Here is a 23,351-nt window from a genome sequence, read left to right on the forward strand (position 1 = left end):
GATGGAAGCACTCTTCGCCTCTGCCGTGGGTGTGCTGACCGCCGCCGGCATCTTTCTGATCCTGCGCCGCCGGACCTTTCCGGTCATCCTGGGCCTGTCGCTGCTGACCTATGCGGTCAACGCCTTTCTCTTTGCCACCGGACGGCTGGCGCTGAATGCGCCGCCGGTCCTGAACAAATACGCGGATGTTCCCTATACCGACCCGCTGCCACAGGCGCTGGTGCTGACGGCGATCGTGATCTCGTTCGGGATGACTGCCGTCATCGTGATGATCGCGCTTGGCGCCTATCTGTCGTCGAAGGACGACCGCATCGACATGAAGGCGCATGACAGTGTCGACGCCGCACCGGGAGAGGACGTATGAACCATTGGATCATCGCCCCGATCGTGCTGCCCGCATTGCTGGCGCCGTTCATCATCATGGTCCTGCGCTATCACCTGGACCTGCAACGCATCTTTTCGGTCGCGGGCACCGTCGGACTGGTCGGGATCGCCCTGACCCTGACGGCGCAGGCCGCCGGGGGAGAAATCCAAGTCTATGAATTGGGTAACTGGCCCGCACCCTTTGGCATCGTGCTGGTGCTCGACCGGCTGTCGGCGCTGATGGTTCTGCTGACCTCACTGCTGGCGCTGGCGGTGGTGCTCTATGCCATGGGATCGGGATGGGACAAGCGCGGGCGCCATTTCCATCCACTGTTCCAGTTTCAGTTGATGGGGGTTTGCGGCGCCTTCCTGACCGGAGATGCGTTCAACCTGTTCGTTTTCTTCGAGGTGCTGCTGATCGCATCTTACGGTCTGATGATCCATGGCGGTGGTCCGGTTCGGTTCAAGGCCGGGGTGCAATATGTCACCTACAACCTGCTCGGCTCGACCCTGTTCCTCTTCGCGCTCGGCACGCTCTATTCTGTGACCGGCACGCTCAACATGGCCGATCTGGCGGTCCGGGTGGCCGACCTGCCGACCGAGGATACCGCCCTGCTCAGGGTCGGCGCAGTGCTGCTGTTGCTGGTGTTCTGCATCAAGGCCGCGGTCCTGCCACTGCATTTCTGGCTTCCCGCCAGCTATTCCCTTGCGCCGATGCCGGTGGCCGCGCTTTTTGCGATCATGACCAAGGTGGGCGCCTATTCCATCCTCCGGATGTATACGCTGGCCTTTGGGCCCGATGTAGCAATCACTCAGGGGCTGGCTGGAGACTGGCTGCTACCAGCCGCACTGGTCACGCTCGCAATCGGGGCGGTCGGGATCCTGGGCACGCAGCATATCGCGCGGATGGTCGCATTTGCCGCCATCGCCTCGATGGGGACGCTGCTGATCGCGGTTTCCTTGTTCACACCCCAGGCCACGGCGGCGGCACTCTACTACGCCGTTCACTCGACATTGGCCGCCGGGCTGATGTTCCTGATCGCCGATCTGGTGATCGAACGCCAGGGCGGCCGCATCGACGGCATGACACCGATGCCGCAAAGCGGGCTGATCGCCACGCTCTATTTCATCGGGGCCATCGCACTGGCAGGCATGCCGCCCCTGTCGGGGTTCGTCGGCAAGCTGCTGGTGATGGACGCCGCCCGCGACGCGGGCGATTTCTCGGCGATCTGGGCGGTGATCCTGGTCAGTTCGTTCATCACCATAGTCGGGCTGGCGCGCGCCGGGTCGCTCATCTTCTGGCAAAGCCACGATGCGCGCCATAACACTGAACCGGACCCTGAAAACGAGGACAAGGTGATCCACCTGCCGCCCCCCGAGCCGATGCCTGGCCTGACGTTTTCAGCCGTGTTCGGGCTGGTCGCGGGGTTGATCGGACTGACGCTGTTTGCCGGTCCCTTGATGGAATACACAAGCTCGATGGCCGAACAGCTCTATACACCGCAACACTATGTCGACGCGGTCCTGAAGGGGGGTGAGCAATGAAACTGTTGCGCCGGGTATTCCCGCACCCGCATCTCACCATCCTTCTGACCATCGTCTGGGTGCTGCTGGCAAACGCGCCGTCGCTGAACTCGGTCGTGTTCGGCCTGATCCTCGGGATCGTGATTCCGTTCATCACCCAGCCCTATTGGCCAGATCGCCCGATCCTGCGGAACTGGCCGATGGTGGTCGAGTACATCCTGGTCGTTCTGTGGGATATCGTGGTGGCGAATTTCACCGTCGCCCGGATCATCCTGTTCAAACGCGATGCCGACCGGCAGCCAAACTGGGTCTGCATCCCGCTGGAGCTGCGCAGCCCCGAGGCGATCACCGTTCTGGCGGGCACCATCACCATGACGCCGGGCACCGTCAGTTGCGACCTGTCCGCACAAGGTCACAACCTGCTGGTGCATTGCCTTGACGCCCCTGATCCCGACGCGGTGCGCGACGAGATCAAACACCGTTATGAACGCCGCCTGAAGGAGATTTTCGAATGATCATGGACTATGCGATCTACTTCACATTCGCCTGTTTCGGCGCGGCTGTCATGATGTGCCTGTGGCGGATCATCACCGCCGACGGGGTCGGCACGCGGGTTCTGGCGCTGGACACGATGGTGATCAACACCATTGCCCTGATGGTTCTCTACGGCCTGCTTCTGGGCACCGAGATCTTTTTCGAGGCAGCCATGATCATCGCCATGCTGGGCTTTGTCTCGACCGTCGCCTATGCGCGCTTCATGCTGCGCGGCAATATCATCGAGTGAGGCCGACATGACAGAGTTCTGGGAAATCGTCATCGCCTTCTTCCTGATAATCTCGGGCATCTTCGGCTTTGTCGGCTCGTTCGGGATGATCAAGCTCAAGGATCCGATGTCGCGCCTGCATGCACCGACCAAGGCGACCACTCTGGGCGTGGGCGGTGTGCTGATCGCCTCTATCCTCCACTCGCTGGCGCTGGAGCACCGGCTGTCCCTGCACGAGTTGCTGATCACACTGTTTTTGTTCCTGACGGCCCCGGTCACGGCCCTGTTCATTGCGAAGTGGCACATTCACCGGCATGAAACACCAGAGAGCCTGCCCGATGCGGGCGAGGATGGCAAATGGGCAACCCATGCGGTACCACCCGAAGAAGACGCACCCGACCAGACGGCGACCTGACTAGATGCATACCCCTCCCCTGCCCCGCACCCGTGACCTTGTTCTGATCGGGGGCGGGCATACCCATGCTCTGGTCCTGCGCAAATGGGGGATGATGCCGCTGGCCGGCGTCCGGGTGACGGTGATCAACCCCGGCCCCACAGCGCCTTACTCCGGCATGTTGCCCGGATTTGTGGCAGGCCATTATGCGCGCGAAGATCTGGACATCGACCTTGTGCAACTAGCACGCTTCGCTAGGGCGCGGGTGATCCTGGGCGCTGCGCAGGGCATTGATCTGGACCGGCGCGAGGTGCTGGTGCCGGGCCGCCCACCCGTCGCCTTCGATGTCGCTTCGGTCAATGTCGGGATCACGTCGGCCATGCCCGACCTGCCCGGGTTTGCCGAACATGGTGTACCTGCAAAGCCGTTAGGGACGTTCGCGGCCCGTTGGGCCGAATATCTGGACGGCGAGGGTCCGGCGCAGGTGGCGGTGATCGGCGGCGGCGTGGCCGGGGCAGAACTGGTGATGGCGATGGCCCATGCCCTGCGCGCGCGCAACCGCCCAGCCGAAGTGGCGCTGATCGACAATGCGCGCGTTCTGGGCGCGGTGGGCGACAAGGCGGCAGCACGGGTGCGGCAAGCCATGAAAGCCCTTGGCGTGACCTTGGTCGAGGGGACGGAGATCGCAAAGGTGCGGGCGGAGGGGGTCGAACTGGCCGATGGCCGGATGATACCGGCCAGGTTTGTGACCGGCGCCGCCGGAGCACGCCCTTATCCATGGGCGGTCGAAAGTGGCCTTGCCAACCATAGCGGCTTCATCGCGGTTGACGCCTGCCTGCAAACCAGCGATCCGGCGATCTTCGCCGCTGGTGACTGCGCCCACCTGACCGACAGCCCCAGACCAAAGGCCGGGGTCTATGCCGTGCGCGAAGCGCCGGTGCTCTATGACAATCTGCGCGCCGCCCTTGGCGCAGGGGATCTGCGCCCCTATCGGCCGCAGAGGGATTATCTGAAACTGATTTCACTCGGCGGAAAGGCTGCCTTGGCCGAGAAATGGGGCATGGTGTTCTCCGGGCCGCTGATGTGGCGGTGGAAGGACCGGATCGACCGAAGCTTCATGGACCGGTTCCGCGACTTGCCGCGCATGGGCCAGCCCGCCCTGCCCGAAATCCACGCGCAGGGTTTGATTGAAGCTCTGGGAGACAAGCCGCTCTGTGGCGGCTGCGGCGCCAAGGTCGGGCGCGCGGCGCTGCGCGCCGCGCTCGCCCCTTTGCCCGGCGCCGCCCGAAAGGACGTGACCCCCTTGCCGGGCGACGATGCGGCGTTGTTGAACACCGGTGGCGCCCGGCAGGTGATGACCTCGGACCATCTGCGTGGATTGACCGAAGATCCGGTACTGATGACGCGGATCGCCGCGCATCACGCGCTGGGGGATATCTGGGCCATGGGCGCCGAGCCACAGGCAGCCACCGCGACGGTGATCCTGCCGCGGCTATCACCCGAATTGCAGCAGCGCAGCCTGACCGAGATCATGGCCGCCGCGAGCGAAGTGATGCACGATGCCGGGGCTGAAATCGTCGGCGGTCACAGTTCGGTCGGCGACGAGTTCACCATTGGTTTTGCAATCACAGGGCTTTGCCCGCGCGACCCTATCACGCTTGCCGGGGGGCGGTCGGGCGACCTGCTGATCCTGACAAAACCCTTGGGCAGTGGCGTGCTGATGGCGGGCGAGATGGCCGGACGGGCCGCTGGCGGGGATGTCGCGGCAGCCTATGACCGGATGATACAAGGACAGGGACCGGCCGCGAGAATTCTGTCAGAGGCCCATGCGATGACCGATGTGACCGGGTTTGGCCTCGCCGGGCATCTGCATGGCATCTGCGACATGTCGGGCACGGGCGCGGAGATCGACCTGGACGCGGTACCGGTGCTGCAAGGCGCGCTGGAGCTTTCGCAGGCGGGGGTGCGCTCGTCCATTTTTGGTGAAAACCGGATGCTGGTGCCAGAGTTGCCCGCCAATGGCAAGGCGGCGTTGCTGTTCGATCCGCAAACGGCGGGCGGATTGCTGGCCGCCGTCGCGCCGGAACAGGCGACCGCGCTGCTGGGGCAATTGCAGGCGGCAGGGTATCCGGCGGCGATCATCGGGAAACTGACCGAGGCACCGGGTTTGCGGCTCAGGCCCTGAGGGGGCGCTGCCCCCGTCGCCTGACGGCGACTCCCCCGGAGTATTTTTGGCGAAATGAAGGGGTTAGACTGTGCGTAGTGATGGGGTCCGGTTCAGAACCTGCGCAACGTCACTGGCCGCCTGGGCGATCCCCCCATCATCCAGCGATCTCGCAGAAACTGTAGCCAGTTGGTCGATGCCCTGTGAGCGGCGGGATTTCAGGTAAGCGGGGTCATAGTGCTGCTCCATCAGTGCGCGGGTCACCCCCGCCTTGTCGCCTGTGGCGATAAGCTGGAACCAGCCATCCACCACCTCGTGACCGCGGTGGTAGCGTAACGGGTCGAGCTTGGTGGTCAACGCCCCCGCATCCGACAGGATGTCGTCATAGGCCGCTGTCAGATAGGCCGTGCGCGCATCGATCGGAGCCTCGATCTCGATCCGGGGCGCGGCGCAGAGGGCGGACCAGAGACTGGGCGGCAGGATCCGCTCGCCGATCTTGGAGCTTTCCGCCTCGACCACCACAGGGCGGGTCGGATCGAGCGCGCAAAGCGCGCCGGCGAGCCGGGATTCAAAGGCTTTCTGGCTTGGCTGCCCCCCCGGGCGACTACCCAGCAGCGAGCCCCGGTGGTTGGCAAGCGCTTCCAGATCAAGCACTTGCACGTTATGGGCAGGCAGACGGGCAAGAATCTCGGTCTTGGCAGTACCGGTGAAACCATCAAGCGCGACCAGCCGATGCGGCAGCGGATCGTCATAGAGATAGCGGTTCACCAAACGACGATAGGTCCGGTACCCGCCGACAATGACCTCGGCGCGCCAACCGATCTGTTGCAGCATCCAGGTGAAGGACCCGGAGCGTTGGCCACCGCGCCAGCAATAGACCAGCGGTCGCCAGGCACCATCATGGTGGCTCAGGCTTTGCTCGACATGGCCCGCGGCATTGCGGAACACCAGCGCCGCGCCCAGCTTGCGCGCCAGAAAAGGGCTTTGCTGTTTGTAGATGGTGCCGACGCGGGCGCGCTCCTCGTTGTCCAGCACCGGCAGGTTGATCGCGCCGGGCAGGTGGTCCTCGGCATATTCGGCCGGGCTGCGGACGTCGATCACGGTGTCGAAACCGTGGACATAGAGCTGTGGAAGTGTGTCGAATTCGAGAGCCATGCCCCCCGTTTAGCGCGCTTTGCACGAATCGGAAAGGTCAGGTCCAGCGGCGCGCGCCCAGCTGAACGCGTTCGCGCGACCAGAGCAGCTCTTCACCTCAACCCCTTGAAAGTGCAATGCTTATCTGGCTTCTCTCACATCGGACGGCCCAAGTCACGCCGCGCCCGGCCCGGAACGACCAGCGGTTGTCAATCAGCGGCCCGCCATAGGACCTCAACTGGCCGGTCACCAGGACATGGGGTCGACCGTGGCGCTTCATCGACTTTCTGAAGAGTTTCACTGCCGCTTTCTTGTCTCGCATCTTTGTCGCAAAACCTTCCAGGACCTCACCCTTGGGCGACCAGATCCTCGACGGCTTGTGCCATGCCATGCAATTTGAGGCTGCGCAGCATGATCACGATCGACGCGCCTGCAGGGTCATGACGCATGGCGCTTCTCCCTTGCCTGCCTCAGATCATCATAGCTGTCGACGTTGGCCTTCAGAGCCGTTTCCAAGGCCAGGGCCTCCGGCGGATTGATCTCTGGAAGGTCGGTCTGTTTGCGGTCGATCAACCTGTGAAGCAGGTTCAGGATGTGCGTCTTGGTGGGCACGCCAGCTTCCAGCGCCAGTTCTACGGCGCACAGAACGGCGTCTTCGTCGTGATGCAGGACCAGGGACAGGATATCGACCATCTCCCGGTCACCACCCTCTTTGCGCGACATGTTATCCTGCAGGCGGTGGAAGGCTTCGGGCATCTCGGTGAACGGCGCGCCGTTGCGCAGGGCCCCGGGTTTGCGCTGGATCACCGCCAGATAATGGCGCCCATCTTAGATGACCCTGCCTGGTTTGTGGTGCGACCGCTCGATGATGCGGCCATGGGTGCAGACGGTTTGGCCTTCGGCCGCCACGACCAGCCGGTCGGGATAGACATGCAGGCTGACGCGGCGGTTCGCGAAGCTGGCCGGAACGCTGTAGCGATTGCGCTCGAAGGTGACCAGGCATGTCCACTGCCCGGCAGTGCATTTGCAAAGCAAATGTCACGAAAGAGGCGATACCCGTTTACTGTGCTCGACAAACCCATCAAAGGCCGGTGGCAGTGCCATCAGCATCGGCTTCTCTGCTTCCCAGGCATCAGTAATCGTGCCGGGCAGGTCCCGGTGCTTTGTCTCGGTCCACAAGGCAATACAGCGATCCTCCAACCACTGGTTCAGCGCGTCCAGATCCCTGAAGACAGGCATGACCTGCCACAGGCGGTTACGCGCATCCTGAACGTTCTTCTCGACCTGTCCCTTCTCCCATCCGGCGGCCGGGTTGCAGAACTCGGGTTCGAAGACGTAGTAGCTGGCCATGGCCTTGAAACGCGCGTTGACGTCCCGCTGTTTGCCGCGGCCAACCCGATCCACCGCCGTCTTCATATTGTCGTAGATCCCGCGCCCGGGAACGCCGCCGAAGACGCGGAACGCATGCCAGTGGGCGTCGAACAGCATCTCGTGAGTTTGCAGCGGGTAAGCTCGCACCAGGAAAGCCCGGCTGTGCGACAGCTTGATATGGGCGACCTGCAGCTTGATCCGATCGCCGCCAATGTTCGCCCAGTCTTCGCTCCAGTCGAACTGGAACGCCTCGCCGGGCCGAAACACCAGGGGCACGTAGGTGCCACGCCCCGTCGTCTGCTCTGCCCGGTGTCGGTCCGCGTGCCAAGCCCGAGCAAACGCCGCCACGCGACCATAGGAGCCACCATAGCCAAGCTTGACCAGATCAGCGTGCATTTGCTTCACGGTGCGACGTTCCTTGCGCGATTTCCGCGTCTGCACCAGCAACCAGGCCGACAGACGATCCGCATACGGGTCCAGCTTGCTTGGCCGAGATGGCGTCTTGAACTTCGGTTCTACAGCGCCTTCGCGCAGATACTTTCTGATGGTGTTGCGTGACAGGCCCGTGCGCCGGGAAATCTCGCGGATTGGCATTTTGTCACGCAGTGCCCAGCGTCGGATAACACTCAAAAATCCCATGTCGATCACTCCATATCTCCCCGACCAAACCCGTCGGGGCAGCGTGTTCACATGGGTCAATTCTCAGTGGAAAATTATGAGGCTACCGGGTCAATTCTCAGCGGAAATCAACACGTCTGGTGCCTGCGCGAGCGCGCGCAGTACGAAGCGCTCTGAAGCGGTTTTGGGCAGCGGCACCACGCTTGCGCCATCCACGTTCACCAGCACGTCCGCGATAGCCTCGTGCGGGGCAAGTGTCCGCTCCGAGGCCAGCGCCTGCCGAAGAGAGCTCAGCACCGGACCAGCCGCGGCCGAGCGCAGGCCGGGATCGGTGCCGGCGACGGCAAGCAAGCCGGCCAGAGCGTGCGCCCGGGCTTCGACCTGGAAGACCGAGGGGTCCAGATCCCGAAGGAGCGCTGCGAGTTCTTCGCCCTCCCACGCCGGGGGCTCGGAGGCCAGTACGGCCTCGGTTCCGCAGACGAGGGTTAGCCCCCGTGCCTCGGCCCAATCGGCGAGCCTCGGCAGGATGGCGGCAAGGCCGACCCGGCCGCGTTCGTCCGTCGATGGCAGCGGACGCAGCCGCGCATCCGCAGGTAAAAGGCGCCAGCGGGCCACCAGCACGCTGCCCGCCCGCTCAACGACGCGCGCCAGCGCATGCTCGCCGCAGATGGCCGCACGGTGCGCGCGACCGAAGTCGCTGCCTGCAAGCGCCGTGATGGCAGCGGCAAGCGCTTCGCTGGAAAGCATCTGCTCTGTCAGGGTGTCGTGCAGTACGGGGGGATCAGCGGCAGTACCAACCCGTCGCGCAGGCTTCGGTTCCAGGCGGCGCGGATGCCCGCCTCGTCGCTTGGGTGCGCATCCCCGAGGCGCACGCTGGTCTCATCGAGCCCGATCACGGCCTTGCGTCCGCTGTCCACGAAGAAGCAGCCGTGCAGGATCAACCGGAGGCGCCCCTTGCCCTCTTTCGGGATGCGGGGAAAGGCTGCTGCGACTGGCAGAAGCACGGCCCAGTCCCCAGCAAGTTCGGCCTTGGCATCGGCGTCGTTTACAAGAATCACAGCGCCATGAGGGGTGGCCTTCTGAGGCTCCTCCTCGTCGGTGTCGCGGTTGCGTGTCCGCAGCCAAGAGGCTGATTGCCTCAGATCGCGGAAAAAGTCGTCGGCCGCACGCCGCTCGCGCCCGAGGCTGGCAAGGCCTACACCCAGAGGCCCGCCGAAGCAGCGATCGCCCGGTTCCAGGGTGTAGCCGACCATACCCGGGGCGTCTCGACGGTCTAGGTCGACCTTCGCCGCGCCGATGACAACGGAAACGCGCTTAACATGGCGCAAGGCGGCCAAGAGTTCGGCCAGCTTTTGCCAGTCGGCAAGCGGAGAGAGGCTTGCCGGCGCGATGTCGTTGGCGACGACGCCGTTGCTCTTCGGCTTCGGGCGAATGTGCGGACGGCGCAGCGGGAACCACAGGTTCAGGCGCCGCTTTGCGGGCAGGCTGGTCGCACCCGCCGCCCTGAGGCGTGCGGCATCGGCATCCGCCACGGAGGTCCAGAGCAGGCAGGGATCGCCCGGCCGCCCGAGCGTCTCGAACGGGTTGACGACGAAGGGCGCGTGCTCGCCGTAGCCCTCGGGCACCACGACGAAGGCATCGCAGAGGTGAAAGACCGACTTCTGCCCCAGACCGAAGCGCCCAACGGCGGCCTCATCCAGCGCCTTGACGCTGCCGCCGAAGGTCTGCATGCCTTGCGCCGAGCGTGCATCGAACTCGCCATCGTTGACGATGAGCAGGCCCGGCCCCTGAAGGAGCGGGTTCTCCGCCTCGGGCCACCCCTCGAGCAGATGCACCGCCACAACCCCGGCGCGCGCGTCATCGGCATTCTGCAGAAGCTCGCGAAGAACAGGAAACCCGTCTGCATAGGGATAGCGCTCGAGGTTGTGGCGCAGATGCTCGACGATGTCCTTTGGGTCGAATTTCATGGCGCCCCTTTGATTTCAGCGAGTGCCGTTACAGCACAGAGCGTGTTAATCAGCCGCATCTGTTCGACCGTCTCGCATTTTGCCTCGCGAAGACGCGTCGCGCCAAAGACCAGCGCTAGGCCTTTGGCGCGGGACACCGCCACATTGATCCGGTTGAGCGAAAACAGGAACTCCATCCCGCGCGAGGTTTCCTCGGCCGATGAGGCCGTCATGGAGACTAGGCAGACCGGCGCCTCCTGTCCCTGGAACTTGTCGACCGTGCCCACGCGGATGCCGGGCGATAGCGCGTCGCGAAGGGCGTTCACCTGCCCGTTGTAGGGCGCGACGACAATGATGTCGTTCTCGCGCATGGGGCGGTCCGTGCCGTCCTTTTCCGTCCACTCGCCCTGCAGAAGTTCGGCGACCGCGGTCTGGATCGCGGCGACCTCCTCGGTCGAGATCTGAGCATTGCCCTCATGCGCGACCGGGACCCAGAAAGCACCCGCCTCGGGAAACCGGGTGCCGCTAACCCCCTGTCGTGCGGTGTCCGCGTGGCTGGTCAGCCGCCCCTCGTAGACCTGCTCCGAGATGAAGCGGCAGACCTCGGGGTGCATCCGCCGCGAAACGGGGAGGAAGATGCCTCGGTCCGGTGGGATCGTCGCGCGATCGCCCAGCACCCAGTCGAGGCAGGAAAGGCTGGCGGGTTCGGGATGCGCGCCCTGGATCACTTGCGGTAGCTGACGCGGGTCGCCGACGAGCACGATGTTGCGCGCGGCACGCCCCATGGCGACCATGTTGGCGAGTCCAACCTGTCCCGCCTAGTCCACGAACAGCCAGTCCAGCGTCTGCTCGAACTCCTGACGTGAGAAGAAGAAGGCTGTGCCGCCGACGACATGGGCCTCTGTCAGCGCGGGATCGTCGTTGGACGTGGCACGGGTGATGCCGGTGAGTCCCTCGGGATAGCCGTCGTCTTCACCGCTCACCTTGTGAGCGAGCTCGGCGTTCTCCAGCGTGATGTCCGGATCGTCGTCCTCCAGCGCAAGAAGACACCCCATCAGCACATTGCGAATGGCCTCGTGGCTGTTCGAGGCCACGCCGACGCGGTGCCCTTTCCGTACGAGAGACAGGATCGCGCGCACTGTGACAAACGTCTTTCCCGTGCACGGCGGCCCCTGGATCGGCAGCACGCTTCCGCCCATCGCGCCCACGGCCGCGATCGTCCCGGCCACAGGATCAGCGCCATCCAGCAGGTCCGGTTTCGGGCCAGTTGTTAGGCGCGGGGCTGCACGGGACAGGAGGTCGTCGATGGCGGTGAACCGACGTGGCCCGCATTGATCCGCGATGACATCACGCAGTGCCGCGGCGATCCTGCTTGACGAGGTGCGGGGGGTTGCACCGAACGCGGGACAAGCCGCCAATCTTCTGTTGCGCGGTGTGGCCGAAGACCGGGGCACTCTTTTGCAGCAACTAACAAAGGCAAGCGGCGATTGGTCGCCTGAAACGATCAAGGCCATTCAGTCGCGTTTGCAAATGGCCGGCTATTACGGGGGCTCCCTTGACGGATTGCCTGGTCCAGGCTTCGCCGCCGCGCTGACTCGCTGGCGCAATGGCGGCTTCAAGGCCGAGGTGCTGGTGAGCAATTGAGACCGCTTTCAGTCTGTTCCAGGTCATGTTGACAAATGGCGCAGCCGGAGACGGATCTGCGCGATGTAGATGAAGCCCGGCAAGCTCTCGGCGGTCTTGCCGCAGCGTGTGGCGACGGGGCGGGCATTCTTGAGCCTGTTCAAGCACCGCTCGACCGGGTTCCTCGGACGATACAGGGAACGGTCGAGACCAACGTGCATCATGCGGCATTTCCGCTTCGGCACCACCGGTAGCACCCCCCGTTCCGTTTTGAAACCAGGCCAGCCTCAATTCGAGGGCTTTTCAGGGGAGCCGGTCAGCCGCTATGGTGAAGCGATCCTGACGCATTCTAGAACGGACTATGAGGCCAAATTCGAAACCCCGTATTGTGCTTGTTGTTGGAAGCGCCCCGGATGCCATACGATGCGTCAGCTGGCCACGCTCGGCATTCTCGGAGATCGTTGCAATCAATAATGCGTGGCGCATTCGCGATGATTGGGACTACCTAATCACACCTGACGATTTTCCTCGCGACAGGATGCCACCAGCCCTTCGTTCCGACCAGCGTCTAGTGGGATCACTGGACTATGTGCCTGCGAACAATCGTTTTGGTGGCGTTTTCTATGCTGGCGGTACGATGGCTTTCACAGCGGGCTATTGGGCTCTTGATGCGTTACAGCCTACGGTCCTTGTTTTCGTTGGCTGCGATATGGTCTACCCTATGTCGGGCAAGACGCATTTCTACGGATCCGGTGAACCCGACCCCCTGCGCGACGATCTCAGCCGCAGAAGCCTTGAGGCAAAGTCGGCGCGACTGATGTTGCATGCCGCAGAAGCCGGGTGTGTCTGCGTGCGCCTTTCAACCCAAGAGAGCCGACTGTTGTTTCCAAGCGTGGCTGTGGACGATCTCGGTCGATTGGTGCCACCAATAGAACCGTCGACACTCGGACCTTTGTTCGAGATGGCCAAGGACAAGGAAGATCGGCTGGGCTATCGGCGTGAGTCAGGACGCTATTGGGAGATTGCAGAAGAGTTCTCTACAGAACGAGTAGACGAGCTTGACGCCCTCTGGCTTCAGGCAGCCCGAGGTCACGTCCGCGCACGTTCTCCAATCGCCTTGGTCAAGCGCTGATCTTCCCCCAAGTCATCCTACGTGCCGGGTGAACCGCGCCGGGTTTTCCGGAGGCTGATTTCGGTTAGTTACGCGGCCATGGCTTCGGTTTCCAGAGCTGCATAGAATTTTGCCTCGGCTTCTGCGGGTGGGATGTTCCCGATTGGCTCGAGCAGGCGACGGTTGTTGAACCAGTCGACCCATTCGAGGGTAGCGTATTCCACCGCCTCGAAGCTGCGCCATGGACCGCGACGATGGATGACTTCTGCTTTGAAAAGCCCGTTGATCGTCTCGGCCAGCGCATTGTCATAGCTGTCGCCGACGCTGCCGACCGAAGGTTCGATACCCGCTTCGGCCAGCCGCTCGGTGTATTTGATCGACAGATATTGGCTTCCGCGGTCGCTGTGGTGAACCAGCCCCATGCCCTTGACCGGGCGGCGTTCATGGACCGCCTGTTCGAGGGCATCAAGGACGAAGCCAGCATGAGGGGAGGTGCTGACGCGCCAGCCGACAATCTTGCGGGCATAGGCGTCGATGACAAAAGCGACATAGGCGAACCTGTCCCTTATTCCGCGCCGAGTTGGCGCCGCTCGGCGACAGCAGCGGCGCAGCCCTATTCGCTGTCGATGATCGTCCCATGGGGTGTTCCTCCTTCCCGAAAATAGCTCGGAAAGAAGGTCAAGTGGACAGCAAATCCTTCTGAAGCTGCCGGCGGACGATCTGGCGGCTGATTTTGAAATACTTGAACGGATCGCGCTTTGTCATGCCAGAAAGCTACCCAGCCCCCTATTTCGCCGCAAGCCAAGTTCCCCTAACACCACCCGAAAAGACCATCGACCTGACAGTAACGGCGCCGCCCTTCTTTCAAGAGCAAAAAAACTCAGCGAATTTTGAAATTTGCATGTATCTTAAGGAGAAAGCGAACAGGAACGACTTTGATGAAACGTGCTTTTGTTACCGCATTGATCCTCTCTTCCGCGCTTGTAGAAAGCGTTTCCACTGCAACGGCGCACGAATTAAGGACATCAGTACAAATCGCACTGTCGTCAAACCCCACGATCAAGGCGCATGATGCCGCGGTCCGGACCGCCGCGTATGAGTTACTTGAGATGCGCGGGACATATCTTCCGACGGTTTCGCTTTTCGGCAGTTTGGGGCCCGAATATGTGGATGACCCAAATGGGCTTTCAGTTCTCGACAATGCCCGAACGAAAACCTCAAGAGAATTCGGCGTTGTAGCAAACCTTCCCCTTTTTGACGGTTACAAAAGGGCGAACACCATATTTACCCGTGCCGCCCAGTTGGATCGGACCATGTTCGAATATCTCGACGCCTCGGAAACGATGGCGCTCTTGGTCGTACAGGCCCACATGGACGTCGTACGCAACCAGAATATCTTGGCCACCGCCAATGATCATCTGGCGCGCCACCTCGATATCGCCCGGCGCGTCGGCGAACAGGTCGCCGGAGGAAAGCTACCGCTTAGCGACCAATTGCAGGTGGAGAGCAGGGTCGAAACTGTACGTATCACCATCAGTCAGATTTCGAACGAACTGGAAATATCCCGTTCCCGCTACAGAGAGCTGGTCGGCACGCCTGATGTACCCAGCTTGAATGCCCCGGGCCTCCCAACCCTGCCGCCAAGTCTTAACGCTTTGGTTGACTCAAGTATTCAGAACAACTTTCGGGTCAAGCAGGCTCAAGCCAATGTAGATGTCAGGCGGTTTGAAAAACTAACCAACGAAGCGGAATACTTGCCACAAGTGGGATTGAGCGCCGGCGCCTCTGTCGGAGCCGATCTCGACGGCGCGAGCGGCAGCGAAAACCGTTCCTTTGTCAGTGTCGATCTCAACTGGAAACTGTTCAACGGCGGGCGTCGTGAGCGCCGGGCTGCTTTGCTCGAACGGCAGAACGAGGCGTTGTATTTGCGGATGGCCACCCTGCGAGAAGTGCAGCAAATTGCTGAAAACGCTTGGTCGAGCTATCGGTCAAGCCAGCGAATAGCAACCATTGCAACCAAGCAGGTTGAACTGAACAACGACCTGGTCGACCAATACACGCTAGAGTTCCAGTTGGACACTCGCAGCCTGCTTGACCTTCTTATCGGCGAGACCGAGTTGTTCCGGTCGCGCATCGAGATGATTGACGCACAAGCCGGAGCGACCTTCAACGCCTATCGGATGCTTGCTGCGCAAAGCAAGCTGGCCCAGTATTTCGGCATCGACAGCACCGGGGAGGCACTGCTGCTGGCTGTTCAGGCGAACGAGACGCAAAGACCTCTTGACGTCGTTGATCGGGCGATACCCATCGTGAAAAGATGAAGGACAAAGCGAGGAACACCGAAGTCCCTGACGTCGAAGACGCAAGAAGCGCATCCGTCGGTCGCATCGCCGAACGGTCGGGCTTGCGTTTACTGGAATGGTTCGCTGAGTATTACATGCGCCCTTTCACTCCCACGGCTGTCTTGTCGAGACTTCCGGCCGGAGCGGATCTCGACAACACCGAAGATCTGGAACTGGCTTTGGCGACCCTTGGGTTCCGGACGCGTATGCATCGCGCAAAACTGCGCCATCTAGACCCGGTCGTTTTACCGTGCATAGCCTTCGACGAACGCGACAAGCCTCTGATAATCAATACAATAGACGTAAAGAACCGTACAGTTGCCACTCAGGAACCGGGCTCCGAAACCAGCGAGATCCAAGCGCTTAGAATAATTGAAGGACGAATAAAGCCAGACCTTCTGTTGATAACCCCAATAGAAGACGAAAACACCAAAACCCTTATGACATATGCCGACGATGGGGATGGGTCCGGTGCATCCTGGTTCTGGAGACCGGTTCGCCGGAACTGGAGAGGCTGGCTCCATGTCATGGTAGCGACTCTGCTGATAAACCTGATGGGGCTGGCGCTGCCGCTGTTTGTCATGAATGTCTACGATCGGGTGATCCCGACATTCTCGACCATCACCCTCTGGACACTGGCAACGGGTGTCTGCATCGCGATCGGACTCGATTTGTTGCTGCGCCAGATCAGAACCAGCCTGCTGGAGCAGATCAGTCGGCGCGTCGATCTGCAAATCGCCTCGGACCTGTTCCGCCAGGTGATGAATATCCGACTAACAGCACGAGAAATTGGAGCCGCCGGACTTGCCTCCCTGGTTCGGGAATATGAGTCCATCAGGGAGTTGTTTGCATCCGCGTCGTTCATCGCCGCAGTCGATTTCTTGTTCGTCGGTGTCTTTATCGGGGCGCTTTTTCTGATCGTGGGACCACTGGCCTATGTACCGCTTTTGGCGATAATCGTCACTCTGACGGCGGCCATTCTGGCGCAAATCCCGTTAGCGCGCGCCGCAAAATCATCGATCGAGGTCGAATCCCGCCGCATGGGACTGCTGTCCGAAGCGTTGTCCGGCGTGACGACGATCAAGACACTGAACGCCGAACACATCATGCAGCGGTATTGGGAGGAAGCGGTTGCCGCCTCCACCCGTTTGAGAAGCTACTCTCGCATCTGGGCCAACTTCACGCAAAGCACGACGATCGCGACACAGCAACTGACGAGCGTCGGGATCATCCTGTGGGGCGTCTATCTGGTTGTCGAAGGTGAAGTAACCATCGGCGGGCTGATTGCCGCCAACATTCTGTCCTCGCGAGCTTTGGCGCCTCTAGCGACTATTTCCCAGACCATTTTCAGGGTGCAATACGCCCGCAAATCGCTGCACGCCTTGAACAATCTCATGGCCTCGCCGGTTGAGCGGACCGCGGTGGTGCGATCAAACTTGCGGGTTCGCAAAGGAGCGATTGCCCTCAGGGACGTTTCCTTCAGCTATCCGGGCAGCAGCGTAACCGCGCTGGACAAGATCAATCTCGTCATTTCTCCCGGCGAGCGGATCGCGGTTTTGGGGCGGGTTGGCTCGGGCAAATCGACTCTGGGCATGATGCTGGCCGGTCTGATTACCCCCGAAAGCGGGACTTTGCTGATCGACAAGCACAATCTGAGCCAGTTCGACCCGGCGGAACTGCGTGAAGGAATCGGGTATCTCCCCCAGACCTGTGAATTCTTTACCGGAACTCTCCGAGACAACCTGCTGACCGGGCGCCCCAACAGCAGCCAGTCCGAAATCGAACGGGCGCTCTACCTTTCAGGGCTCGACGAGTTTGTTGCGGCCACACCAGAGGGGCTGGAACTGTTCATAGGCGATCGGGGCATGCGGCTTTCGGGCGGTCAGATGCAGGCCCTTTCCCTTGCTCGCCTGTTGCTACGTCGGCCAAAGCTTCTGTTCCTCGATGAGCCGACAAACGCCATGGACCAGGAGATGGAATTGCGGGTTTGCCGCCGGCTCAGCGAAAAGCTGGATCGGGACACCGGCTTGATCCTGTGCACGCACCGCCAGCCGCTTGCGGCTGTTGCAAACCGATTTATCGTTCTGGACAGCGGCAGGATTGTACTCGACGGCCCTCGAGAACAGGTCATGTCTTCCCTTCGCGGCAGCACGACACCCGAACAGCGGGCAGGTGCGTGATGTTCGGCCAGCGCATTGAAGCGACTTATTCCAACAGGCCCACTTCGATGGGGCGAAGGGCCGGTAGTGCGCTGTCGCGCCGGCTGTTGCTTCTGATTGCCGCAGCGGTCGGAATATTCCTGTACTGGGCCGGTTCAAGCGAGATCGAGGAATACACCCGGAGCGATGGCCAGGTCATCCCATCCAGCAAAGTCCAGATCGTTCAGAGCCTCGAAGGCGGCATCGTGCAAAGCATTGATGTCTCCGAGGGAGATCTGGTCCAACAGGGCGACGTGCTGATGCAGATCGATGACACCCGTTTTTCTTCGGAAATGGGCGAACTGAAACAGCGCCACAGCGCCCTGATGGCGGAACGGCTGCGCCTCGGTGCCGAATCGAACATGGTCGATGAACTCGTATATCCCGAGGATCTGGTTGCCGCGAATCCCCGCGCCACCGCTGCGGAACAGGAACTGTTCTATACCCGACGCCAGCAGTTGGCGCGCGAACTGGATGTTCTGAATGACCGCTTGGTGCAGCGACAGAGCGAACTTGCCGAGTTGGAGGCCCAGCAACTCAAGCGGAGAAAGATGGTCGAACCTCTGCGTGAGGAGGTGAAATTGGCCACGAACATGACTCAGTCCGGGGTTTTCCCGAAAATCGAGCTTCTGCGTCTGAATTCGCAATTGGCGGCATTGGAAGGCGACCTGGCCGTTGGCGAGGCAACAAAAGTCCGTCTCCAGTCAGCGATCACCCAGGCCAGATCCGAAATCGAGGTGGCGCGTTCAGGATATCTGCTGACCGCCCATCAGCGTCTTGCCCAGTTGCAGGTAGAGCTTGCTGTCGTCGAGGAAACCATGCGTGCCGCCAGTGACAGGGTCGCCCGAACGTTGATCCGTGCACCGTTGCGCGGCACTGTAAACGCACTTGCAGTAAATACGCCGGGAGCTGTGGTAGGTCCCGGCCAGCCACTTGCGGAAATTGTGCCGACCGACGATGGCCTGATCATCGAAGCCTACCTGCGCCCGACAGATGTCGCATTTGTCAAACCCGACGCCGAGGTCTCGATCAAGATCACGGCATATGACTATTTGATCTATGGCGCCTTGAACGGCCGCGTACAACGGATTGGAGCGGACACCATTACTTCTGAAGACGGCACGGAATTTTTCAAGGTTGTCGTGGAAACAGACCGGAATTTCCTGGGTTCCGAGAGCGACCCGCTGCCGATTTCGCCGGGAATGGTGGCAAAAGTGGACATCCTGACAGGCAAGAGAACCGTGATGGACTATCTGCTCAAACCGATAAGGCGAGCCCAGTATGAGGCCATGCGAGAGCGCTGATGCTACTTTTCCGATGCATCGTAGATCCCTTCCCATTCGGGATCTTCCGGCAATTCGGCTAGCCGTGCGATGCGTTTTTGGAACAGGGCGCAGTAGCCGTGCAAGTCGAGGCCCAGACTGGAAGCTTGGCGCTCCATCTCCGCGATGTGTTCCAGAGCTTTCTGCCACTGCCCCGCGCGATAGGCGATCAGCATCTCGGCTCCGACGACGGACAACGTCTTGAACTCTTCGGTGGCGGCAAGCCGCTCACCGCCCATCAAACCGAAAATCCGTTCCGGCTCATGCTTGCCCTTGACCCGGATAAGGTCGAGTTCCAGCAATGCGAACTCACCTTCGACGATCCGGGCTGTTTTCTCGCCGATGATAATCGACATTCCGTAGTGCTTTGTTTGCCCTTCCAGACGAGACGCAACGTTCACCGTATCGCCCAGAACCGTATAATCAAAACGGCTCTTGCTGCCCATGTTGCCGACGAAACAGGGGCCGGAATTTACCGCCACCCCCATATGGATTGGGTGGACTGGTTCGTTTCCGGTTTGGTTCGCCATCCTGTTGCGGTTGAACTCTTCAACCGCACGGACCATTTCCAGAGCGGCACGACAACCGGCTTGTGGATGATCCTTGGTCTCCAACGGCGCGTTCCAGAATGCCATAACCGCGTCGCCCATGAACTTGTCAATCGTGCCACCCGAATTCAGGATGGGTTCGGACATCACCGTAAGCATCTCGTTCATTAGCTTGGTAAGTCCCTGAGGATCGTCACTGAACTCCTCTGATATCGTTGTGAAGCCGCGCACATCGCTGAACAGAACAGACAAATCACGGCGTTCTCCTCCCAGCTGGAGGGCCTCCCTGCTTTCAGCGAGTTGCGCCACCAGAGCAGGCGTCACATACTGACCAAAGGCGTTCCGGATTCGGTTCCTGCGGCGTTCCTCGCGCAAATAGTTGGTGCTCGACATGAACATGACGATCAACATGGTGGCGGCGATCGGGAAAGTCGGGTCGACGAGCTGCCCCTGCCACAAGAACATCACGTAAGAGTAAATGCCATAGGCCGACACCAGCAGCAGTGTGCTTGCGATCAACACTCCGGCATGCAGCATAGGCGCAAGCGCGATGACTAGAATTGTCATCGCCGCCGTAATTAGCAGCTCCTTGCCATCGGCGATGTTGTCACGCCGCAACAAGGTACCAGACAGAACATTCTCCAGCAGTTGCGCATGTATTTCAACCCCTGCCATCGGCACGCCCAGAGGTGTGGCGCGAAAATCCTCCAGACCAATGGCAGAGGTTCCGACCAGCACCAGACGCCCCGCTAGACGATTTTGCGGCACCCGTCCTTGCAGCAGGTCAGCGGCGGACACGAAGCGGTTCGGATCAGAGGCCGAAAATCTCGTCCAGACCGTGCCGTCCCCTTGGGTTCTGATCACCTGCCCGGCAACCACCACACCATCGATGCCGGCATCGTTGGACCGGACGGCAAATGCGTCGCCACCGGTGGCAATACGCAATAGCTCCAAGGAAAGACTGAGCCGCATTGCACCCTCGACCATCATCACAACCGGAACCCGCCGATAGACGCCGTCCGCGTCCGGCAGAACGGTAAAGACCCCCCGCCCCGGCGCGGCCTCGTTCAGGATGGGCAAGTTCTGAATCAACTCCGGAAATTTCAGAAGATAGGGTCTTGGGTCCGAACCGATGACCGCATGCGGCACCTGTTTGATCTGCCGTTCGATCCCGGAGGCCTGCAAGCCGCTGCGTACACTCGTTTCGCCCAGCACCACGCGATTGCGGGAAAACGATTGTGCAAGAACCGCGTCGTTGCTCGGAAGTTGCATCAACTGCGACCGGAGTTCGTTTGAAATACCAGGGTTGTCCGCCGCGATCGATCCCGGCGACAACCGGTCGGGCTCCGAGAACACAATATCGAACGCCATTGCGGCAGCGCCCGCTTGAAAAACCCGATCCGTCAGGTCTGCGATCACCGTTCTTGGCCATGGCCACTGGCCGACTTCATTAAGGCTCCGGTCGTCTATATCCAAAATGGCAACCGGAAACGGCGCAATCTCGCGGGGGTTCAGACGTTGGAACTGATCAAAGGCCTGCAGGCGCAACCGCTCGACGAAAATCGGATCGACGATCCGCAGCGTCAATAGAGAAAATACCAGCAAGAACCCCGAGAGGCGGCTCCAACTGAATTTCCTTGCTCGCCACAGTGTCACGACCTTGATCTTCCCCCCGTTCCCGCCACTCATACAGCCATTCCCCGCTGCATCCAGTCAGGGAAGGCATATTGTTTATCTTATGCACATTTTCCCAAATTTAACAAAAAATTGAACATCACCCACTGACAAAACACCTTGTTTTCGCGAGATTTTTAATTTTCGTGGGTCGAATCGACCGATTATGTTAACCTTTTAAGACATATTTTCTTTGCAACGGAGCTTGAGCATGGTTCGAGCGACCGCCGAATTTGACATAAGTCCACAACATTCCTTCGGGCAAATCTTTCATGCAGAAGATGGCCCGATCGTCTTGCCTGCTGATCTGAGACTTTTCACCGCCGACTTTGCAAAGGCCGGCGCGGATCTGCACATCGTCGATACGGATGGGCAATCCCTCAGAATAATCAACTATTTTTCCGAAGTTGAGCCACCCGACCTGATCTCTTTTGATGGCGGGGTTCTGCACGGTGGCACAGTTCGCCTGTTGGCCGGAGCGGGTCTCGACGCCCTCGTGGCTCAAGTCGGCTCCGCACAGGGTTCCATTCCGATCGGTCAGGTCGAACTGGTTTCAGGTGGCGCTAGGGTGCAACGGCTAGACGGGTCGATTGACGATCTGAGCATCGGCACCAAGATCTATGCCAACGATGTCTTGCTGACCGACAACGACGGGCGTCTCTCGGTCACGTTCGCCGACGGCACGATCTTTTCGTTATCCGAGTCGTCGCGGATGGTGATCGACGAACTTGTCTACGCGCCCGAGGGAACCGGCAACAGCGGAAAGTTCAACCTCATTAACGGAGGCTTTGTCTTCATCGCCGGGCAAGTGGCAAAGACGGGTGACATGGATGTCACCACGCCAGCGGCGACAATGGGCATACGCGGCACGAATGTCTCCGCCCTGCTTTCGAAGGTCGAGCAAGTCACGCGGCTGACCGTTGCGCTGAACTACGATCCGGACGGACATCTCGGGATTATCGACGTCTTCGATCTCGATAACAACCTGATCACCACCATCACGGCCACGGACACCGCCTGGCTCATCTCGTCGGTCGAAGGCATTGCCATGGAACTTCCACGCAATGTAGGCGACGAAGCCGAGGATGCAGAGCTTATAGCCGATGCGCTGGCGGCCTTCGCTGCGGCCCAGCAGCGCCTTCTCAATGGCGAGAACTATGTCGAGATCGGCTCGCACAATTTCAATGGCGCTCCGGCCGGTCCTCAAATCGATGATTTGAACCTGCCGTTTGGACCGGACCAATTTCCCGAGAATGAAGACTTCAATTTCAATTCCGACGGTAACTCAAATGGAAACGCCCCGTTCAATGAGGGCCGGCTCAACCCCGATATCGACAATGTTCGTGACCCGTTCGATCCGGCGGATCCGCAAGATCTGGTTGTCACCGGAAACGAGGATGCTGGCGGCGACTCGCCTATAGAAGGGCAAATTCTCTTTGACGAAGGATCCGTCGTCTCGGGGTCGTTTTCGGTGCAGGTTTCGCCGGAACATGGTGCGGTCCTGCTTTCCGGAGACGGGTCATTCACCTATATCCCCGACCCGAATTTTTTCGGCATAGACGGTTTTACTTACGAGGTCCTTTCCAGTGACGGAACAGTCCTGTCCGGCGTCGTCACGATCAATGTACTGGCGGTGAATGACGTACCTCAAGTCAGGCCAGACCGGTTCACGATGAACGAAGACGGTACCGTCTCAGGCTCTGTTCTGAACAACGACAATGACATCGACGGCGATGAGCTCTTTGTCACCATCGCGACCACGCCCGCTAACGGGTCGCTGGATATCTCTCCGGATGGATCCTTCGTGTATTCGCCGCACCCGAATTTTTCCGGCACGGATACATTTGTCTATACGGTCTCCGACGGCCAGGGCGGATTTGCGTCCGGAGTTGTTACACTGACCGTCACCCCGGTCAACGACGCCCCCGTCGCGGGCGACGACAGCGTCACCACCGCCGAGGACACCCCGCTCACCTTCGATCCGCGCGGCAATGACGGCGATCCCGACGGCGACACGCTCAGCCTCGCCGCGGTCACCCAGCCCGGCCATGGCAGCGTCGCGATCAACCCAGACGGCACCCTCACCTATAGCCCCGCCGCCGATTTCCACGGCTCCGACAGCTTCACCTACACCCTCTCCGACGGCCAGGGCGGCAGCGATACCGCCACCGTCACCGTCACCGTCACCCCGGTCAACGACGCCCCCGTCGCGGGCGACGACAGCGTCACCACCGCCGAGGACACCCCGCTCACCTT

General features: G+C 60.8%; 19 protein-coding genes and 4 pseudogenes. 12 read left to right on the plus strand and 11 right to left on the minus strand.

Annotated elements, in window-relative coordinates; genetic code table 11:
- Window position 1: 1 nt before the first annotated feature.
- The 6 genes from OE747_RS11395 to selD are packed head-to-tail and all read left to right on the plus strand — an operon-like array spanning window position 2 to window position 5,229.
- Window positions 2-364: a Na+/H+ antiporter subunit C gene (locus OE747_RS11395; RefSeq protein ID WP_263828725.1), complete on the plus strand. Its 363-nt coding sequence runs from the start codon at window positions 2-4 to the stop codon at window positions 362-364.
- Window positions 361-1,908: a monovalent cation/H+ antiporter subunit D gene (locus tag OE747_RS11400; RefSeq protein ID WP_263828726.1), complete on the plus strand. Its 1,548-nt coding sequence runs from the start codon at window positions 361-363 to the stop codon at window positions 1,906-1,908. The genes OE747_RS11395 and OE747_RS11400 overlap by 4 nt, the downstream gene beginning before the upstream one ends.
- On the plus strand, window positions 1,905-2,402 hold the full coding sequence (locus tag OE747_RS11405; RefSeq protein WP_263828727.1) for a Na+/H+ antiporter subunit E: 498 nt from the start codon (window positions 1,905-1,907) through the stop codon (window positions 2,400-2,402). Before OE747_RS11400 ends, OE747_RS11405 begins: the two co-directional genes overlap by 4 nt.
- Window positions 2,399-2,671, plus strand: coding sequence for a K+/H+ antiporter subunit F (locus OE747_RS11410; protein ID WP_404818310.1), 273 nt, complete (start codon window positions 2,399-2,401; stop codon window positions 2,669-2,671). The genes OE747_RS11405 and OE747_RS11410 overlap by 4 nt, the downstream gene beginning before the upstream one ends.
- Before the next feature lie 7 nt (window positions 2,672-2,678).
- On the plus strand, window positions 2,679-3,065 hold the full coding sequence (locus OE747_RS11415; protein ID WP_263828728.1) for a Na+/H+ antiporter subunit G: 387 nt from the start codon (window positions 2,679-2,681) through the stop codon (window positions 3,063-3,065).
- Between the two features lie 4 nt (window positions 3,066-3,069).
- Complete coding sequence (gene selD / locus OE747_RS11420) at window positions 3,070-5,229, plus strand: selenide, water dikinase SelD (RefSeq protein WP_263828729.1); 2,160 nt, start codon at window positions 3,070-3,072, stop codon at window positions 5,227-5,229.
- 63 nt (window positions 5,230-5,292) lie between these two features.
- Here the strand turns inward: selD and mnmH are convergent, their stop codons facing one another.
- The 8 genes and pseudogenes from mnmH to OE747_RS11460 all read right to left on the minus strand — a co-directional run bounded on the left by mnmH (window position 5,293) and on the right by OE747_RS11460 (window position 11,506).
- Window positions 5,293-6,363, minus strand: coding sequence for a tRNA 2-selenouridine(34) synthase MnmH (gene mnmH / locus OE747_RS11425; protein ID WP_263828730.1), 1,071 nt, complete (start codon window positions 6,361-6,363; stop codon window positions 5,293-5,295).
- Between the two features lie 97 nt (window positions 6,364-6,460).
- Complete coding sequence (locus tag OE747_RS24665; protein ID WP_404818311.1) at window positions 6,461-6,733, minus strand: DDE-type integrase/transposase/recombinase; 273 nt, start codon at window positions 6,731-6,733, stop codon at window positions 6,461-6,463.
- Window positions 6,693-6,791 (minus strand): annotated as a pseudogene (locus OE747_RS11435) (ATP-binding protein); the annotation flags it as partial. The pseudogene OE747_RS11435 and the gene OE747_RS24665, both read right to left, overlap by 41 nt.
- A pseudogene (istA, locus tag OE747_RS11440) lies at window positions 6,781-8,352 on the minus strand (IS21 family transposase). The pseudogenes istA and OE747_RS11435, both read right to left, overlap by 11 nt.
- A gap of 90 nt (window positions 8,353-8,442) precedes the next feature.
- Window positions 8,443-9,078, minus strand: a complete 636-nt coding sequence (locus OE747_RS11445) for a hypothetical protein (protein ID WP_263828731.1) — start codon at window positions 9,076-9,078, stop codon at window positions 8,443-8,445.
- Window positions 9,079-9,086: 8 nt separating this feature from the next.
- The gene (locus OE747_RS11450) at window positions 9,087-10,298 is read right to left on the minus strand and encodes a sacsin N-terminal ATP-binding-like domain-containing protein (RefSeq protein WP_263828732.1); all 1,212 of its coding nucleotides are present in this window, start codon (window positions 10,296-10,298) and stop codon (window positions 9,087-9,089) included.
- Window positions 10,295-11,071, minus strand: coding sequence for a DEAD/DEAH box helicase (locus OE747_RS11455; protein WP_263828733.1), 777 nt, complete (start codon window positions 11,069-11,071; stop codon window positions 10,295-10,297). Before OE747_RS11455 ends, OE747_RS11450 begins: the two co-directional genes overlap by 4 nt.
- A 24-nt stretch (window positions 11,072-11,095) precedes the next feature.
- Window positions 11,096-11,506 carry a DEAD/DEAH box helicase family protein gene (locus OE747_RS11460; protein WP_263828734.1) on the minus strand — a complete coding sequence of 137 codons (411 nt, stop codon included), beginning with the start codon at window positions 11,504-11,506 and terminating at the stop codon, window positions 11,096-11,098.
- Between the two features lie 112 nt (window positions 11,507-11,618).
- Here OE747_RS11460 and OE747_RS11465 point away from each other — a divergent pair, with 112 nt between their 5' ends.
- Window positions 11,619-11,921: a hypothetical protein gene (locus tag OE747_RS11465; RefSeq protein ID WP_263828735.1), complete on the plus strand. Its 303-nt coding sequence runs from the start codon at window positions 11,619-11,621 to the stop codon at window positions 11,919-11,921.
- 23 nt (window positions 11,922-11,944) lie between these two features.
- Here OE747_RS11465 and OE747_RS11470 read toward each other — a convergent pair.
- Window positions 11,945-12,163 (minus strand): annotated as a pseudogene (locus OE747_RS11470) (IS5/IS1182 family transposase); the annotation flags it as partial.
- Between the two features lie 275 nt (window positions 12,164-12,438).
- Between OE747_RS11470 and OE747_RS11475 the strand changes: the two are divergent.
- Window positions 12,439-13,032, plus strand: a complete 594-nt coding sequence (locus OE747_RS11475; RefSeq protein WP_263828736.1) for a hypothetical protein — start codon at window positions 12,439-12,441, stop codon at window positions 13,030-13,032.
- A gap of 68 nt (window positions 13,033-13,100) precedes the next feature.
- Here the strand turns inward: OE747_RS11475 and OE747_RS11480 are convergent.
- Window positions 13,101-13,568: pseudogene (locus OE747_RS11480) on the minus strand (IS3 family transposase); the annotation flags it as partial.
- Between the two features lie 381 nt (window positions 13,569-13,949).
- Here OE747_RS11480 and OE747_RS11485 point away from each other — a divergent pair.
- Genes OE747_RS11485 through OE747_RS11495 form a run of 3 tightly spaced genes read left to right on the plus strand, consistent with a single transcriptional unit; the run spans window position 13,950 to window position 18,855 of the window.
- The gene (locus OE747_RS11485; protein ID WP_263828737.1) at window positions 13,950-15,332 is read left to right on the plus strand and encodes a TolC family protein; all 1,383 of its coding nucleotides are present in this window, start codon (window positions 13,950-13,952) and stop codon (window positions 15,330-15,332) included.
- Window positions 15,329-17,533 (plus strand): type I secretion system permease/ATPase, encoded by a 2,205-nt coding sequence (locus OE747_RS11490; protein ID WP_263828738.1) that lies wholly within the window; start codon window positions 15,329-15,331, stop codon window positions 17,531-17,533. The genes OE747_RS11485 and OE747_RS11490 overlap by 4 nt, the downstream gene beginning before the upstream one ends.
- Entirely contained in the window at window positions 17,533-18,855 is a 1,323-nt protein-coding gene (locus OE747_RS11495; protein WP_263828739.1) for an HlyD family type I secretion periplasmic adaptor subunit, read from the plus strand. The genes OE747_RS11490 and OE747_RS11495 overlap by 1 nt, the downstream gene beginning before the upstream one ends.
- A gap of 2 nt (window positions 18,856-18,857) precedes the next feature.
- On the opposite strand, the gene OE747_RS11500 is transcribed toward OE747_RS11495, so the two are convergent.
- On the minus strand, window positions 18,858-21,026 hold the full coding sequence (locus OE747_RS11500) for a CHASE2 domain-containing protein (RefSeq protein ID WP_263828740.1): 2,169 nt from the start codon (window positions 21,024-21,026) through the stop codon (window positions 18,858-18,860).
- 280 nt (window positions 21,027-21,306) lie between these two features.
- Between OE747_RS11500 and OE747_RS11505 the strand changes: the two genes are divergently transcribed.
- On the plus strand, window positions 21,307-23,351 hold a 2,045-nt coding region (locus tag OE747_RS11505), incomplete at its 3' end, for a tandem-95 repeat protein (protein WP_263828741.1).

This window comes from Ruegeria aquimaris (genome assembly GCF_025751555.1).
Lineage (GTDB): Bacteria > Pseudomonadota > Alphaproteobacteria > Rhodobacterales > Rhodobacteraceae > Ruegeria_B > Ruegeria_B aquimaris.

Bases quoted from the DNA above. Each gene is read 5' to 3' on its own strand.
- OE747_RS11395 (WP_263828725.1), top strand. From the start codon at position 2: ATGGAAGCACTCTTCGCCTCTGCCGTGGGTGTGCTGACCGCCGCCGGC.
- OE747_RS11400 (WP_263828726.1), top strand. From the start codon at position 361: ATGAACCATTGGATCATCGCCCCGATCGTGCTGCCCGCATTGCTGGCG.
- OE747_RS11405 (WP_263828727.1), top strand. From the start codon at position 1,905: ATGAAACTGTTGCGCCGGGTATTCCCGCACCCGCATCTCACCATCCTT.
- OE747_RS11410 (WP_404818310.1), top strand. From the start codon at position 2,399: ATGATCATGGACTATGCGATCTACTTCACATTCGCCTGTTTCGGCGCG.
- OE747_RS11415 (WP_263828728.1), top strand. From the start codon at position 2,679: ATGACAGAGTTCTGGGAAATCGTCATCGCCTTCTTCCTGATAATCTCG.
- selD (WP_263828729.1), top strand. From the start codon at position 3,070: ATGCATACCCCTCCCCTGCCCCGCACCCGTGACCTTGTTCTGATCGGG.
- mnmH (WP_263828730.1), bottom strand. From the start codon at position 6,363: ATGGCTCTCGAATTCGACACACTTCCACAGCTCTATGTCCACGGTTTC.
- OE747_RS24665 (WP_404818311.1), bottom strand. From the start codon at position 6,733: ATGGCATGGCACAAGCCGTCGAGGATCTGGTCGCCCAAGGGTGAGGTC.
- OE747_RS11445 (WP_263828731.1), bottom strand. From the start codon at position 9,078: ATGCTTTCCAGCGAAGCGCTTGCCGCTGCCATCACGGCGCTTGCAGGC.
- OE747_RS11450 (WP_263828732.1), bottom strand. From the start codon at position 10,298: ATGAAATTCGACCCAAAGGACATCGTCGAGCATCTGCGCCACAACCTC.
- OE747_RS11455 (WP_263828733.1), bottom strand. From the start codon at position 11,071: ATGGTCGCCATGGGGCGTGCCGCGCGCAACATCGTGCTCGTCGGCGAC.
- OE747_RS11465 (WP_263828735.1), top strand. From the start codon at position 11,619: ATGACATCACGCAGTGCCGCGGCGATCCTGCTTGACGAGGTGCGGGGG.
- OE747_RS11475 (WP_263828736.1), top strand. From the start codon at position 12,439: ATGCCACCAGCCCTTCGTTCCGACCAGCGTCTAGTGGGATCACTGGAC.
- OE747_RS11485 (WP_263828737.1), top strand. From the start codon at position 13,950: ATGAAACGTGCTTTTGTTACCGCATTGATCCTCTCTTCCGCGCTTGTA.
- OE747_RS11490 (WP_263828738.1), top strand. From the start codon at position 15,329: ATGAAGGACAAAGCGAGGAACACCGAAGTCCCTGACGTCGAAGACGCA.
- OE747_RS11495 (WP_263828739.1), top strand. From the start codon at position 17,533: ATGTTCGGCCAGCGCATTGAAGCGACTTATTCCAACAGGCCCACTTCG.